Annotated in this window: 13 protein-coding genes; 2 read left to right on the plus strand and 11 right to left on the minus strand. The window is 69.1% G+C overall.

Annotation, left to right across the window (positions count from 1 at the left end; genetic code table 11):
* Nucleotides 1–40: 40 nt before the first annotated feature.
* The 4 genes from hisH to ACIRCZ_RS06025 all read right to left on the minus strand — a co-directional run bounded on the left by hisH (nt 41) and on the right by ACIRCZ_RS06025 (nt 3,003).
* Complete coding sequence (gene hisH / locus ACIRCZ_RS06010; RefSeq protein WP_402850648.1) at nt 41–673, minus strand: imidazole glycerol phosphate synthase subunit HisH; 633 nt, start codon at nt 671–673, stop codon at nt 41–43.
* Nucleotides 670–1,272 (minus strand): imidazoleglycerol-phosphate dehydratase HisB, encoded by a 603-nt coding sequence (gene hisB / locus ACIRCZ_RS06015; protein WP_402850651.1) that lies wholly within the window; start codon nt 1,270–1,272, stop codon nt 670–672. Before hisB ends, hisH begins: the two co-directional genes overlap by 4 nt.
* Nucleotides 1,269–2,372 carry a histidinol-phosphate transaminase gene (locus tag ACIRCZ_RS06020; protein WP_402850654.1) on the minus strand — a complete coding sequence of 368 codons (1,104 nt, stop codon included), beginning with the start codon at nt 2,370–2,372 and terminating at the stop codon, nt 1,269–1,271. Before ACIRCZ_RS06020 ends, hisB begins: the two co-directional genes overlap by 4 nt.
* Before the next feature lie 262 nt (nt 2,373–2,634).
* Nucleotides 2,635–3,003 carry a LysM peptidoglycan-binding domain-containing protein gene (locus ACIRCZ_RS06025; protein WP_055895810.1) on the minus strand — a complete coding sequence of 123 codons (369 nt, stop codon included), beginning with the start codon at nt 3,001–3,003 and terminating at the stop codon, nt 2,635–2,637.
* Between the two features lie 234 nt (nt 3,004–3,237).
* On the opposite strand from ACIRCZ_RS06025, the gene lexA reads away from it, so the two are divergent.
* A complete protein-coding gene (lexA, locus tag ACIRCZ_RS06030) occupies nt 3,238–3,957 on the plus strand; it encodes a transcriptional repressor LexA (protein ID WP_082581450.1) in 720 nt (239 codons plus the stop codon).
* A gap of 85 nt (nt 3,958–4,042) precedes the next feature.
* On the opposite strand, the gene ACIRCZ_RS06035 is transcribed toward lexA, so the two are convergent.
* The 4 genes from ACIRCZ_RS06035 to hflX form a co-directional block, all read right to left on the minus strand.
* A complete protein-coding gene (locus ACIRCZ_RS06035; RefSeq protein ID WP_055895805.1) occupies nt 4,043–4,393 on the minus strand; it encodes a metallopeptidase family protein in 351 nt (116 codons plus the stop codon).
* 110 nt (nt 4,394–4,503) lie between these two features.
* Nucleotides 4,504–6,855 carry a 5-methyltetrahydropteroyltriglutamate--homocysteine S-methyltransferase gene (gene metE, locus ACIRCZ_RS06040; protein WP_402850659.1) on the minus strand — a complete coding sequence of 784 codons (2,352 nt, stop codon included), beginning with the start codon at nt 6,853–6,855 and terminating at the stop codon, nt 4,504–4,506.
* Nucleotides 6,852–7,838 (minus strand): methylenetetrahydrofolate reductase, encoded by a 987-nt coding sequence (locus ACIRCZ_RS06045; RefSeq protein ID WP_402850662.1) that lies wholly within the window; start codon nt 7,836–7,838, stop codon nt 6,852–6,854. The genes metE and ACIRCZ_RS06045 overlap by 4 nt, the downstream gene beginning before the upstream one ends.
* Before the next feature lie 310 nt (nt 7,839–8,148).
* On the minus strand, nt 8,149–9,702 hold the full coding sequence (gene hflX, locus ACIRCZ_RS06050; RefSeq protein ID WP_402850665.1) for a GTPase HflX: 1,554 nt from the start codon (nt 9,700–9,702) through the stop codon (nt 8,149–8,151).
* 57 nt (nt 9,703–9,759) lie between these two features.
* Between hflX and ACIRCZ_RS06055 the strand changes: the two genes are divergently transcribed.
* Nucleotides 9,760–10,371 carry a class I SAM-dependent methyltransferase gene (locus tag ACIRCZ_RS06055; protein ID WP_200949646.1) on the plus strand — a complete coding sequence of 204 codons (612 nt, stop codon included), beginning with the start codon at nt 9,760–9,762 and terminating at the stop codon, nt 10,369–10,371.
* 15 nt (nt 10,372–10,386) lie between these two features.
* Here ACIRCZ_RS06055 and dapF read toward each other — a convergent pair whose 3' ends face one another.
* The 3 genes from dapF to miaB all read right to left on the minus strand — a co-directional run bounded on the left by dapF (nt 10,387) and on the right by miaB (nt 13,957).
* Nucleotides 10,387–11,268, minus strand: coding sequence for a diaminopimelate epimerase (gene dapF / locus ACIRCZ_RS06060; protein ID WP_055895799.1), 882 nt, complete (start codon nt 11,266–11,268; stop codon nt 10,387–10,389).
* 2 nt (nt 11,269–11,270) lie between these two features.
* On the minus strand, nt 11,271–12,170 hold the full coding sequence (gene miaA, locus ACIRCZ_RS06065; RefSeq protein ID WP_402851675.1) for a tRNA (adenosine(37)-N6)-dimethylallyltransferase MiaA: 900 nt from the start codon (nt 12,168–12,170) through the stop codon (nt 11,271–11,273).
* A gap of 176 nt (nt 12,171–12,346) precedes the next feature.
* Entirely contained in the window at nt 12,347–13,957 is a 1,611-nt protein-coding gene (miaB, locus tag ACIRCZ_RS06070) for a tRNA (N6-isopentenyl adenosine(37)-C2)-methylthiotransferase MiaB (RefSeq protein WP_402850670.1), read from the minus strand.
* Nucleotides 13,958–13,991 lie beyond the last annotated feature (34 nt).

Genomic DNA, 13,991 nt, shown 5'->3' on the forward strand with positions numbered 1-13,991 from the left:
GGCCCGCGCGGTGGCGGCGGGCTCGGGGTGGGCATGGAGGCTACAGGGTGCCGATCCAGTTGCGGAGGAGCTGGATGCCCGCGCGCCCGGACTTCTCCGGGTGGAACTGGGTCGCGCTGAGCGGCCCGTTCTCGACGGCGGCGATGAAGCGGGTGCCGTGCTCCGCCCAGGTGACGCGCGGCTTCGGGAACGGAGGGACGACGTCCAGGGTCCAGTCCTGCGCCGCGTAGGAGTGCACGAAGTAGAACCGCTCGTCGCGGAGACCGTCGAACAGGGCGGAGCCCTCCGGCGCTTCGACTGTGTTCCAGCCCATGTGCGGAACGACGTCCGCCTTCAGCACGTCGACGGTGCCCGGCCATTCGCCGAGGCCTTCGCTTTCGAGGCCGTGTTCGACGCCGCGCTCGAACAGCACCTGCATCCCGACGCAGATGCCGAGCACCGGCCGTCCCCCGGCGAGGCGCCTGTCGATCACCTCGTCGCCGTGGGATGCGCGCAGCGCGTCGATGACAGCGGCGAACGCGCCGACGCCGGGAACGAGCAACCCGTCCGCCTCTTGAGCACGGCGGCGGTTGCCGGTCAGTTCGACGTTCGCGCCCGCTTCTTCGAGTGCTTTGACCGCGGAGTGGACGTTACCCGTTCCGTAGTCGAAGACGACGACATCGGGTGCGGTCACAGCGCCCCCTTGGTGGATGGAATGCCCGTGATCAGCGGGTCGAGAGCCTTCGCCTGACGGAACGCGCGGGCGAACGCCTTGAACTCGGACTCGGCGATGTGGTGCGGGTCGCGCCCGCCGACGACGGTGATGTGCGTGGTGATGGCCGCGTTGAACGAGATCGCCTCGAAGACGTGACGCACCATCGACCCGGTGAAGTGCCCGCCGATCAGGTGGAACTCGAACCCGGCCGGCTCGCCGGTGTGCACGAGGTACGGACGCCCGGAGATGTCGACGACGGCCTGGACGAGCGCCTCGTCGAGGGGCACCAGGGCATCGCCGTAGCGGGAGATGCCGCGCTTGTCGCCGAGCGCGATCTTGATCGCCTGGCCGAGGACGATGCCGATGTCTTCGACGGTGTGGTGCACGTCGATATCGGTGTCGCCGTCGGCGCGCACGCGCAGGTCGGTGAGCGAGTGCTTCGCGAACGCCGTGAGCAGGTGGTCGTAGAACGGCACGGACGTCTCGATGTCCGTGGCGCCCGTGCCGTCGAGGTCGATGCTCAGCTCGATGCTGGACTCGCTGGTCTCGCGCTGCAGAGTGGCGATGCGATTCGTCATGACTGCGAGTTTACCGGGGCGTCCGGACGCCCGAGCGCCGCCAGAGCGTCGAGGAACGCGCTGGTCTCCGCCTCGGTGCCCGCGGTGACGCGCAGGTGGTGCGGGATGCCGACGTCGCGGATGAGGACGCCGCGGGCGAGCAGCGCCTCGAACGTCGCCTGCGGGTCTGCGACGCCGCCGAACAGCACGAAGTTGCTTCCGCTGCGGTGCGGCTGGTAGCCGAGCCTGGCCAGTTCGGTGACCAGCCGGTCGCGCTGGATGCGGATCTCCCCGACCATCGCGAGCATCTCGCCGGAGTGGGCGAGCGCAGCGGTGGCGGCGGCCTGCGTGAGCGCGGACAGGTGGTACGGCAGCCGCACGAGGCGGAGTGCATCCACGACGGCCGGGTCTGCGGCGAGGTAGCCGACGCGCGCTCCGGCGAACGCGAACGCTTTGCTCATGGTGCGCGAGATCAGCAGGCGAGGACGGCCGGGCAGCAGGCCGAGGGCGGTCTGCTCGCCGTCCGGCAGGAACTCGGCGTACGCCTCGTCGACGATCACGATGCCGCGGGCGGCCTCGTATGCTGCTTCGATGGTCGCGAGAGAGAGCGGCGTGCCCGTCGGGTTGTTCGGCGAGCACAGAATGACGATGTCCGGGTCTTCGCGCCGGATCTGCTCCGCCGCTGTCTCGGCGGACAGTTCGAACTCTCCGTCGCGCTGCGCGGCGATCCAGCTGGTGCCGGTCCCTGACGCGAGCAGCGGATACATGGAATAGGTCGGGCTGAACCCGAGCAGGCTGCGCCCCGGTCCTCCGAACGCCTGCAGGATGTGCTGCAGCACCTCGTTGGATCCGTTGGCCGCCCAGATGTTCTCCGCCGTGAGCCCGTGCCCCAGATACCGTGCGAAGGCCTCCCGCAGCTCGGTGAACTCCCGGTCAGGGTAGCGGTTGACTCCCCCGATCGCCGCCGAGATGCGCGCGACGATGTCCGCCGCCACATCCGCGGGTACCGGATGCGTGTTCTCGTTCACGTTCAGCGCCACCGGAACAACCTTCTGCGGCGCTCCGTACGGGGTCTTCCCCCGCAAGTCATCACGAATCGGCAAATCGGAAAGAGAAGTCACCCATCAATGCTAGTCACGCCGCGCACCGTGTGACGCCGGGTGGCGTGGACGACGGCTGCGGGCGCCTGGGGCCGCTGGCGCTGACGGCGCTCCGTACACACGGAGAACGGAGCCCCATCGCCGCGCATCTCCTTCCGAACGGAGCACCCACGCGCTGGCGCACCGGGCATACAGAAAGGGCGCACCCTCCCAGGCACGCCCTTCCCGAATTCTTCCCCGGAACCTTCCGAAGAACCGGTCCCTCAGGAGCCGGCCCGCATCCCTACCGCGCGTACTGCGTCGGGATAGCCAGCTGCTGCCCGGGCGACACCACGGCGGTGTCGAGCTGGTTCAGCGAGACGATGTCGGCGATCACATCGCGCGGGTCGGCGCTCGGCGCGACCTTCTCCGCGATGCTCCAGAGGGACTGGCCGGACTCGACCGTCACGTAGTGGAACTGCACGTGTGCCTGGTCGCCCGAGGCCGCTGCGCCCCCGCCGTTGAGCGCGAAGACGAGGGCTCCGACGATGAGCGGCACAGAGGCCAGCATGGTGAGGACGACGCGTCCGCGTCGCGTGAGACGAAGGCGCGTGCGCGCGCCCACGGGCGTCGGGAACTGCGACGACGACATCGTGATCGTTGCTGTGCTCATGCTGCTGACCTCCTAAGATTCCGCACCCGGTGCTTGGCCGGCAGGCCGGATGCGAAGCTGTGTTCCGAATATATCTTCGAATGTTCGAAACCACAAGCACGATACAACGACGAAAAACACCAGTGATTTCGAGACACGCTCGAACACATGTTTGTTTTACCCCTGCATCGTGGATACAGTTTCGATTGTCTGGACTTCACTCAACCAGGCACCACCGACATTCGGGCCGGCCGGATGCGCAGACGGGTCACGAAAGGGACGACCGTGGCGAACGACAACCAGGGAGCACGCGAGCGCGGGGGCACGCGCAGACGTAAGAACCTGAGCGAGAAGCAGCTGGCCATCCTCGACGTCATCCAGCGATCGGTGAGCCAGCGCGGCTATCCGCCGAGCATGCGCGAGATCGGCGACGCCGTCGGCCTCTCGTCGCTGTCGAGCGTCACGCACCAGCTCAACCAGCTCGAGCTGAGCGGCTACCTGCGCCGCGACCCGAACCGCCCGCGCGCGCTGGAGATCCTGATCGACCTGCCGTCGAACTCCTCGGAGTCCGTCGACTACGAGAACCAGACCCCCGTCGGCGACGCCGCGATGGTCCCGCTCGTCGGCCGCATCGCCGCCGGCGTGCCGATCACCGCAGAGCAGCAGGTGGAGGAAGTCTTCCCCCTCCCCAGGCAGCTCGTCGGGAACGGTGAGCTCTTCATGCTGAAGGTCGTGGGCGAGTCGATGATCGACGCCGCCATCTGCGACGGCGACTGGGTCGTCGTCCGCACGCAGAAGACCGCGGAGAACGGCGACATCGTCGCGGCCATGCTCGACGACGAAGCCACGGTCAAGGTGTTCCGCCAGCGCGACGGCCACACCTGGCTGCTCCCCCGCAACTCCAACTTCGAGCCCATCCTCGGCGACTACGCCGAAGTCCTCGGCAAGGTCGTCGCGGTCCTCCGCGCCGTCTGACCCACACCATCGAGTCCGGAGTTGTTCACGTGACCCGCCGTGTCCGGCCGTAAACAACTCCGGACTCGATTGTCTGCGGGGCGGGTCAGGCCCAGCCGAGCTCCTGCAGGCGGGCGTCGGTGAGGCCGAAGTAGTGACCGATCTCGTGCACCAGGGTCACCCTGACGCGCGCGCGCAGCGCATCCAGATCGGCCGCGCCGGCCGCGAGGTTGTTGCGGTACAGGGTGATCCGGTCCGGCAGCTCGCCGAATCCGTAGACGCCGCGCCTGGTCAGTGGATGCCCGCTGTACAGCCCGTACAACCGCGGCCTGGCTCCCTGCGGCTGGTCCTCGATCAGGATCGCCACGTTCTCCAGGGGCGCGACCATGTCCGGGGGCAGCGCGTCGAACACCTCGCCGACCATCGCCTCGAATTCGTCAGCACCGATGTCCACCATTCCCCCATCCTCACCCCGATCCCACCCGAACGCGATCGAGCCCAGGGTTTTCGCCGCATCCTGCAGGAATACGGGGAAAGACCCTGGGCTCGCTTGCCGGGGAGTTCGCGTTACGCGGTGACCGGAGCTGCGGCGCGCACGGCCCGCGTCGCCTCGATGATGTTGCGCAGCGACGCCACCGTCTCGTCGTAGCCGCGCGTCTTCAGTCCGCAGTCCGGGTTCACCCAGAGCTGGCGGCCGGGGATCGCCCCGAGCGCCGTCTCGAGCAGCTCGGTCACCTCGGCGACCGACGGCACGCGCGGCGAGTGGATGTCGTACACGCCGGGGCCGATGCCGTGCTCGAACCCGGAGCTCTGGATGTCGTGGACGACCTCCATGCGCGACCTGGCCGCCTCGATGCTGGTGACGTCCGCATCCAGGTTGCGGATCGCGTCGATGACCACGCCGAACTCCGAGTAGCAGAGGTGCGTGTGGATCTGCGTCTCGTCGCGCACTCCGGACGTCGCGAGCCGGAACGACCCGACCGACCAGTCCAGGTACGACGCGTGGTCCGCCTTCTTGAGCGGCAGCAGTTCGCGCAACGCTGGCTCGTCGACCTGCACCACCCGGATGCCTGCCGACTCCAGGTCGGCGATCTCGTCGCGCAGTGCGAGCGCCACCTGACGCGCGGTCTCGCCGAGCGGCTGGTCGTCGCGCACGAACGACCACGCCAGGATCGTCACCGGCCCTGTCAGCATCCCCTTGACCGGCTTCGGCGTGAGGCTCTGCGTGTACGTCGACCACTCGACCGTGATCGGCTTCGGCCGCGACACGTCGCCCCACAGGATGGACGGACGGGTACAGCGGGAGCCGTACGACTGCACCCAGCCGTTCTGGGTCACTGCGAACCCGTCGAGGTTCTCGGCGAAGTACTGCACCATGTCGTTGCGCTCCGGCTCGCCGTGCACGATGACGTCGATGCCGATCTCCTCCTGCAGGTCGACGACGCGCTTGATCTCGTCGCGCATCCTGCTCAGGTACTCGGCCTCTGTGATCAGCCCCTTGGCGAACTGGGCGCGGGAGCGGCGGATGTCGCCGGTCTGCGGGAACGACCCGATCGTGGTGGTCGGCAGGAACGGCAGCCCGAGCGCCGCATCCTGAGCCTCCAGCCGGTCGGCGTACTCTCCGCGCGCGAAGTCGGCCTCGGTCAGCGCCTCCTCGCGTGCCCGCACGGCGGGAACCCGCACGCCGGGCGCAGCCGCACGGTCCGCCAGGGCGGTGGATGCGGCACTCAGCTCATCCTGGATGGCCTCGTGGCCGTCGACCAGCCCGCGCGCCAGCGTCGCGACCTGCCCGACCTTCTGGTCGGCGAACGCCAGCCAGCTCTTCAGCTGGTCGGACAGCTCCGGCTCGTCGTCGACGTCGTGCGGCACGTGCTGCAGCGAGGTGGAGGTCGCCACGGCAACGTCCGGGCTGAGCGAGAGCAGCTCGGTGAGGGTGCCGAAGGCGGCTTCGAGGTCGCCGCGCCAGATGTTGTGGCCGTCGACCACACCGCCGACGACGGTCTTGCCCGCCAGTCCGGATGCGGTCGCGGCGTCGAGCCCGCGCGGAACGGTGCCGCGCACCAGGTCGAGCGAGATCGCCTCCACCGGGGACGCCGCGATCACCGGGAGGGCGTCGTCGAGGCTGCCGTACGGGGCGGCCACGAACAGGGCCGGTCGCGCGGGGACGGCGCCGAGAGTGTCGTACGCCGTCGCGAGGGCGGCGAGCACCGCATCCCGCGGCTCGTCGATGGACTCGCTGACGAGCGCCGGCTCGTCGAGCTGCACCCAGGGAGCGCCGGCCGCCCCGAGGCGCGACAGCAGTTCGGCGTAGACCGGCAGCAGGTCGCCGAGGCGCGACAGCGGGCTGAAGCCGTCCGGCGCCTCGTCGCTCGGCTTGCTGAGCAAGAGGAAGGTGACAGGACCGACGATCACGGGACGCGTGACGAACCCGGCCGCCTTCGCCTCCTCGAACTCGCGCACGATGCGGTCGGACGCGAGCCGGAACGCGGTCTCCGGCCCGATCTCCGGCACCAGGTAGTGATAGTTGGAGTCGAACCACTTGGTCATCTCCAGCGGAGCGTTCTCCCCTTCGCCTCGGGCGATGGTGAAGTAGCCTGCCAGGTCGACGGCGCCGTCCGCGTCCGCGAGGGAGGCGAACCGCGACGGGATCGCGCCGACCGTGACCGCCGCATCCAGCACCTGGTCGTAGTAGCTGAAGCTCTCCGGAATCGAGGCGTCGTCCCGGCCGAGGCCCAGCGCCGCGAGACGGTCGCGCGTGACGGAGCGCAGCTCGGCGGCGGTCGCCTCGAGCTCGTCGGCGGTGATGTTCCCCGCCCAGAAGCTCTCCACGGCCTTCTTCAGCTCGCGCCTGCGCCCGATGCGCGGGTAGCCGATGATCGTTCCCGTCGGGAACGGGATGCTGGGGGTGGTGTCGGTCATGCTGGTTCCCTTTCGGTGGTGCTGGGGTCGGTCGGTCTGGTGCTGGTCGTGGAGGAGGCGTTCGCGTCGAGGAGCCCGATCCTGCTGAGCACCGCGAGCACCGCCTCGTGCTGGTTGAACGTGTACAGGTGGATGCCGGGGGCGCCGCCGTCGAGCAGCCTGCGCGCGAAGCCGGCCGCCCAGGCGATGCCGATCTCGCGCTGGCCTTCCTCGGTCGGCTCGATCTCGAGCTGGATGGCGAGCTCGCTCGGCAGGTCCTCCCCGCTCAATTCGAGCATCCGCTTGAGCCTCGCAGGACTGGTCACGGGCATGATGCCGGGCAGGATCGGGAAGAGGACGCCGGCATCCCGTGCCTTCTGGGCGAAGCTGAGGTAGTCCTCCGGGTGGAAGAACAGCTGGGTGATGCCGAGGTTCGCCCCTGCGGCCTGCTTGGCGAGCAGGGTGTCGATGTCCTGGCTGACGCCGTGCGACGTCGGGTGCCCGTTGGGGAACGCGGCCACCGCGATCTGCACGTGCTCGCGGTGCGACAGCACGGTGCTGGCAGGCAGCCCCGGGACGGCGAGCTCGCCGTACGGGACGCGCTCGGCCTGCACCCGGTGGATGAGCTGCACCAGCTCGGCGGAGCTGTGCAGGTCGCCGAGGCCGGTCTCCCCCGGCGCCAGGCCGGCGGGTGGGTCGCCACGCACGGCCAGGAACCGCCGGATACCCGCATCCAGGAACTCCCGGATGAGCTGCCCGGCCTCCGCGTGCGACGAGCCGACGCAGGTGAGGTGCGCCATCGGGCTGACATCGGTGTTGTCGAGGATGTAGCGCAGTACCTCGAGCGACGACGACCTGGACGACCCGTTGGCGCCGTAGGTGACAGAGATGAACTCCGGATGCGCGGCCGCGAGCTTCTGGATCGTCGCGGGCAGCGCCTCGGCGGCGCGCGCGTTCCGCGGCGGGTACAGCTCGAAGGAGAACCGCGCGTCGGTACAGCTCATGGCGTCCTCTGGTGTCGGTGGCGTGACGCGTCGCCCCGCCCGGGGCCGCGCCCGCCTCGGTCAAGGTGGGGCCCCGCCGGGCGGCCGTGGCCGTTCGGTGAGGGTTTTCGCGGGCGGGTGCCGGGCTCGGCTGTCGCACCACCGAGCGGGTCGCCCGCTGCGGTTGAATGGCAATCTAGCAACGGTTGCTGTGCGACGGAATCCCTGTGTCACCGTGTGACGCCGGAAGACGGAAAAGCGGGCGCGGACGATTCGTCCGTGCCCGCTCTTTCGTACTGTGCGGCGTGTCGTGCCTGTCGTGCGGCGTGCGCTACGCGGTCGGTTCCACCGCGAACGCCTCGAACACCGACAGGTACTCCGGCATCACCCGCGCCCGCACCCTCGTGCCATCCTCGACGTACTCGGTCGAGACGACGCGCCCGCGCTCGTGCAGAGCCGAGATGAGGTCGCCGCGGTCGTATGGGACGACCAGGTCGACCTCCACCGAGTTGTCGGGCAGCAGCCGCGCGATGGCCGCGAGGATCTCGTCGATCCCCTCGCCCGTGCGCGCAGAGGCGAAGATCGCCCCCGGCTCCAGCCCGCGAAGGACCAGCCGGTCGTCCGGCGTGATCAGGTCGGACTTGTTGAAGACCACGATCTCCGGCAGTTCGCGCGCACCGACCTCGCCGATCACATCCCGCACCGTCGCCAGCTGACTGGCGGGGTCTGGATGCGAACCGTCGACCACGTGGACGATCACGTCCGACTCCGCCACCTCTTCGAGCGTGGAGCGGAACGCCTCGACCAGCTGATGCGGCAGGTTGCGCACGAATCCGACGGTGTCGGCCAGCGTGTACAGGCGGCCGTCCGCGGTCACCGACTTGCGGACGGTCGCATCCAGGGTCGCGAACAGCGCGTTCTCGACGAGCACGCCCGCCTTGGTGATGCGGTTGAGCAGACTCGACTTGCCCGCGTTGGTGTACCCGGCGATGGCGACGGACGGCACGGCGTTGCGGTTGCGGTTCGCCCGCTTCGCCTCGCGCGCCGGTTTGAACCCGGCGATCTGCTTGCGCAGTTTGGCCATCCTGGTGTGGATGCGGCGACGGTCCAGCTCGATCTTCGTCTCACCAGGACCACGCGAACCCATACCGGCGCCCGCGCCGCCGACCTGGCCACCTGCCTGCCTGGACATCGACTCGCCCCAGCCGCGCAGACGCGGCAGCAGGTATTCGAGCTGCGCGAGCTCGACCTGCGCCTTGCCCTCCCGGCTCTTGGCGTGCTGGCTGAAGATGTCGAGGATCACGGCCGTGCGGTCGATCACCTTCACCTTCACCACGTCTTCGAGCGCGCGCCGTTGGCTCGGCGCCAGCTCGGTGTCGGCGATCACGGTGTCCGCTCCGAGAGCGGCGACCACCCCTGCGAGCTCCTGCGCCTTGCCCTTGCCGAGGTAGGTGCTCGGGTCGGGGTGCGGTCGTCGCTGGAGCAGACCGTCGAGCACCACGGCGCCAGCGGTCTCCGCCAGCGCGGCGAGCTCGCGGATGGAGTTCTCCGCATCCTGCAGCGAACCCTGCGAGTAGACGCCGATGAGTACGACGTTCTCGAGGCGCAGCTGCCGGTACTCGACCTCCGTGACGTCTTCGAGCTCGGTGGAGAGCCCGGAGACGCGCCGGAGCGCTGCGCGTTCCTCGCGTTCGAACTGCTCGCCATCGTGACCGGCGTCGTCGGTGTGCTCGGTCTGCAGCGCCTGAGCGCCGCCACCGAACAAGGTCATGCCGGCGCGGCTCTCCGCGGCGGCGAGCACGCGGGCAACGACGTCGGCGTCGCGGCTGGTGTCCGTCGGCTGGTCGGCCGTCGGCGTTTCTTCTGTGCTCACATGTTCATTCATCTGAAAATCCTGCATCTGGGTTAACCCTAGTTTGTTAGCGTCCTGTACGGTCCTCTTATGGCCAGCGGAGATCACTACTTTTCCCCGGCGCCCGAGAGCGAACTGAAGCTCCGTCCGTTCACCGTCCGACTCGCCGGACAGACCTACGAGTTGACGACGGCGAACGGAATCTTCAGCCCCGAGCGCGTTGACACGGGTACGCGAGTGCTCCTCGACCATGTCCCCTCAGCACCGCCGGGAGGTCACCTCTTGGACCTCGGATGCGGCTGGGGGCCTGTGGCTCTCACACTTGCTCTCGAATCCCCTCACGCGACCGTCTGGGCCGTCGACGTCAATACCCGAGCGTTGGACGTGGTGCGCAGGAACGCGCAGAAGCTCGGTCTCACCAATGTAAACACATCCACGCCCGATGATGTTCCCGATGATGTATTTTTTACGACGATCTGGTCGAATCCGCCCATCCGGGTGGGAAAGAACGAGCTGCACAATCTGCTGGAGCGCTGGCTGCCGCGTCTCGAACCCGGCTCGGACGCTTGGCTGGTCGTCCAGCGCAACCTCGGCTCCGACTCGCTGCACCGCTGGATGCAGGCCACTTTCCCCGACCTGACCACCACCCGCGCCGCCACCTCCAAGGGCTACCGCGTCCTCCGCGCCCGCCGCGCCCCCTGACGGGGTCGGGTGGGGTCAGGCGAGGTCGATGGTGCCGGTGTATACGAGCTCGGCGGGCCCGGAGAGTGCGACGTGCTCGCCGTCCTCCGTCGCGAACATCCGTACGCCGACCGTGCCGCCCGGCACATCCACTCGCCACTGGTTCGGGGCTCCCTGGCCTGCCCAATAGCGGACCGCGAGGGCCGCGGCGGCTGCGCCGGTGCCGCACGACAGCGTCTCGCCGCTTCCGCGCTCGTGCACGCGCATCCTGATGCGTCCGACGCCGTCGACGATCAGCGGCTCGTGCGGCACGACGAACTCCACGTTCGCCCCGTCGACAGGCTCCGGCTCGATGTGCGGGATGTAGCTGAGGTCGGCGGCTTCGAGCTCCGACTCGTCGGCGACGGCGACCACGACGTGCGGGTTGCCCATGTCGATGCCGAGCCCTGGCCGTGCCACGGGAAGCTCCTTGGCGCGCACCAGCGGTTCGCCGCCGTCGAGCGCCCACCGTCCGAGGTCCACCTGGAACCCGGTGAGGTTGCGCTGCACATCGCGCACGCCGGAGCGGGTGCCGATGGCGAGGGTGTCGCCGTCCGCGAGTTCGGCCAGGCCGGACTCGAGCAGGTAGCGCACGTACACCCGGATGCCGTTGCCGCACATCTCCGCCGGTGACCCGTCCGCGTTGTAGTAGTCCATGAACCACTCGGCGGCGTCGTCCTCCGCCAGCGCCTCAGCGCCCTCCGGCAGGTGCTTCGACCGCACGGCGCGGATGATGCCGTCCGCGCCGATCCCGAAGTGCCTGTCGCAGAGCTCCGCGATCTGCGTCGCACTGAGGTTCACCTGGCCGTCCGGGTCGGAGAACAGCACGAAGTCGTTTCCCGTGCCCTGACCTTTGGTGAAGTGGATGGTTGTCGCCATCCTCACAGCCTACCGAGCGCCGAGGCCGTCAGATTCTCGTCGTCGTAGTCCAGCCAGTGGATGCGCGGGTACCGCTTGAACCAGCTCACCTGCCTCCGCGCATACCGCCTGGTCAGCTGCTGGGTCTGCGCGATGGCCTCTGCGCGGCTGAGCCCTCCGCGCAGTTCGGCGAGGGCCTGCGCGTAGCCGATGGCGCGGCTGGCCGTCACGCCGCGCTCAAGGCCGAGCGGGATGAGCCGCTCGACCTCATCGAGGAGCCCCGCGTCCCACATCCGTTCGACGCGTGCATCCAGGCGGGCGGTCAGCTGGTCGCGCGGGGCGGCGAGACCGATGATGGTGGCCGGCCGCCAGGGGACGGGCTCGTCCGGCAGGGATGCGCTGACCGGCTCGCCTGTGATGGCGACCACCTCGAGCGCCCGCACCAGCCGACGCCCGTTGCTCGGCCCGATGTTCGCCGCGGCGGCCGGGTCGACGTCGAGGAGCCGCCGGTACAGCAGCCCTGGACCGTGCGCGGTGAGCTCCGCTTCGAGTTCGGCGCGGAGGGCCTGGACTGTGCCAGGAAAGCGGAAGTCGTAGATGACGCTCGACACGTACAGCCCCGAGCCGCCGACGAGGATGGGCACGCTGCCGCGATCGAGGATGTCGCTGACCGCGGCACGCGCCTCAGGCTGGTAGCGAGCGACCGTGGCTTCGTCGGTGACGTCGAGCACGTCGAACAAGTGGTGCGGGACGCCACGCCACTCGTGCTGACCGATCTTCGCGGTGCCGATGTCCATCCCGCGGTAGAGCTGCATGGCGTCGGCGTTGACGATCTCCGCGCCTCGCCCGTCCGCGCGCAGCCGCTCGGCGAGGTCGAGCGACAGGTCGGTCTTGCCCGTGCCGGTCGGGCCGACGATGGCCACGACGGGAGTGGTGGAGGCGCCGCGTTCGAGGTCGTGTTCGAGGTCGAGGTCGGTGGCGCCGGCGGGCTGGGCGTGGCCGTCGTCGGCCGGGCGCACGGCGTCGCGTTCGGAAGCGGGCACGACCCCGTCGCCACGCGTAGCGGAGTGACGGTCGCCGTCCGGGGTGGCCTGCGCGGTCAGCGCTGGCCGTCCGTCGGGTCGTAGATCGGCATCGTGCCGACGCCGGGCGAGGTGAGCGGCTCTCCGATGCGCAGGGTCGGCAGGCCGAGCGACACGCGGCCCTTTCCGCCGGACGCGACGCCGTCGCCGTGCGTCGGTACGGCGCAGGACTCAGCCTCCGCCCTATCCCACGCGTCGCCGGCGCGGGTGCGGCGGATCGCGAGCGGCGCCCCGTCTGCCGAGTCGGCGATCAGGTAGAACGGCGCGGCCTGGGTGACCGTCACCGTGACGACGTCTCCTGGGCGCGGCACAGGCGACCCGGCCGGAACCTCGAAGTGGACCAGTCGGCTGTCATGGGCGCGGCCGCTGAGGCGGTGCGTGTCGGCGTCCTTTCGGCCCTCGCCGTTGGCGACGAGGAGTTCGACCTGGCGTCCGACGACCTTCTCGTTCTCTTCGAGCGAGATGCGCTCCTGCAGGGCGATGAGGCGCTCGTACCTGTCCTGCACGACCGCCTTCGGGACCTGCTCGTCCATCGTCGCGGCCGGGGTGCCAGGCCGGATCGAGTACTGGAACGTGAACGCGGAGGCGAAGCGCGCAGCTTCGACGACGCGCATCGTCTCGAGGAAGTCCTCTTCCGTCTCGCCGGGGAAGCCGACGATGATGTCGGTGCTGATCGCCGCATCCGGCAGCTTCGCGCGCACGCGGTCGAGGATGCCGAGGAACTTCTCGGAGCGGTAAGAGCGACGCATCGCCTTCAGGATGCGGTCGGAACCGGACTGCAAAGGCATGTGCAGCTGGGGCATGACCGACTCCGTCTCCGCCATGGCGTCGATCACGTCGTCGGTGAAGGCGGCGGGGTGCGGGCTGGTGAACCGGATGCGCTCGAGCCCGTCGATCTCGCCCGCCGCGCGAAGCAGCTTGGAGAACGCCTGACGGTCGCCGAACTCGACGCCGTACGAGTTGACGTTCTGGCCGAGCAGGGTGACCTCGATGGCGCCGTCGTCGACGAGTGCCTGGATCTCGGCCAGGATGTCGCCTGGTCGGCGGTCCTTCTCCTTACCGCGCAGGGAGGGGACGATGCAGAAGGTGCACGTGTTGTTGCAGCCGACCGAGATGGACACCCACCCGCTGTAGCTGGAGTCGCGCTTGGTGGGCAGCGTCGACGGGAACGTTTCGAGCGCTTCGAGGATCTCGATCTCGGCGGCGTCGTTGTGGCGCGCCCGTTCGAGCAGACTCGGCAGGGAGCCCATGTTGTGGGTGCCGAACACGACGTCGACCCAGGGCGCCTTCTCCAGGATGACGTTCTTGTCCTTCTGGGCGAGGCAGCCGCCGACGGCGATCTGCATCCCGTCGTGGCGCTTCTTGACGGCGGCGAGGTGACCGAGGTTGCCGTACAGCTTGTTGTCCGCGTTCTCACGGACCGCACAGGTGTTGATGACGACGATGTCGGCCTCTTCGCCGTCTGCGGCCACATAGCCCGCCGCTTCCAGCGAGCCGCTGAGGCGTTCCGAGTCGTGCACGTTCATCTGGCAGCCGAACGTGCGGACCTCATAGGTGCGCGCGCGCCCGTCCGGACGCACAGCTGCGTCCGACCGCGTGATGGTGCTGCGCTCTTCGGTGATGCTCATAGTGCGACAAGTTTACGTTCGCCCGGCTGAAGAT

Source organism: Leifsonia sp. NPDC102414, assembly GCF_044765685.1.
GTDB lineage: Bacteria > Actinomycetota > Actinomycetes > Actinomycetales > Microbacteriaceae > Leifsonia.

What these genes read in the sequence shown, in the direction of transcription:
- hisB (WP_402850651.1), bottom strand. Translation starts at nt 1,272, where the DNA reads ATGACGAATCGCATCGCCACTCTGCAGCGCGAGACCAGCGAGTCCAGC.
- ACIRCZ_RS06025 (WP_055895810.1), bottom strand. Translation starts at nt 3,003, where the DNA reads ATGAGCACAGCAACGATCACGATGTCGTCGTCGCAGTTCCCGACGCCC.
- lexA (WP_082581450.1), top strand. Translation starts at nt 3,238, where the DNA reads ATGCGCAGACGGGTCACGAAAGGGACGACCGTGGCGAACGACAACCAG.
- ACIRCZ_RS06035 (WP_055895805.1), bottom strand. Translation starts at nt 4,393, where the DNA reads ATGGTGGACATCGGTGCTGACGAATTCGAGGCGATGGTCGGCGAGGTG.
- metE (WP_402850659.1), bottom strand. Translation starts at nt 6,855, where the DNA reads ATGACCGACACCACCCCCAGCATCCCGTTCCCGACGGGAACGATCATC.
- ACIRCZ_RS06045 (WP_402850662.1), bottom strand. Translation starts at nt 7,838, where the DNA reads ATGAGCTGTACCGACGCGCGGTTCTCCTTCGAGCTGTACCCGCCGCGG.
- hflX (WP_402850665.1), bottom strand. Translation starts at nt 9,702, where the DNA reads ATGAATGAACATGTGAGCACAGAAGAAACGCCGACGGCCGACCAGCCG.
- ACIRCZ_RS06055 (WP_200949646.1), top strand. Translation starts at nt 9,760, where the DNA reads ATGGCCAGCGGAGATCACTACTTTTCCCCGGCGCCCGAGAGCGAACTG.
- dapF (WP_055895799.1), bottom strand. Translation starts at nt 11,268, where the DNA reads ATGGCGACAACCATCCACTTCACCAAAGGTCAGGGCACGGGAAACGAC.
- miaB (WP_402850670.1), bottom strand. Translation starts at nt 13,957, where the DNA reads ATGAGCATCACCGAAGAGCGCAGCACCATCACGCGGTCGGACGCAGCT.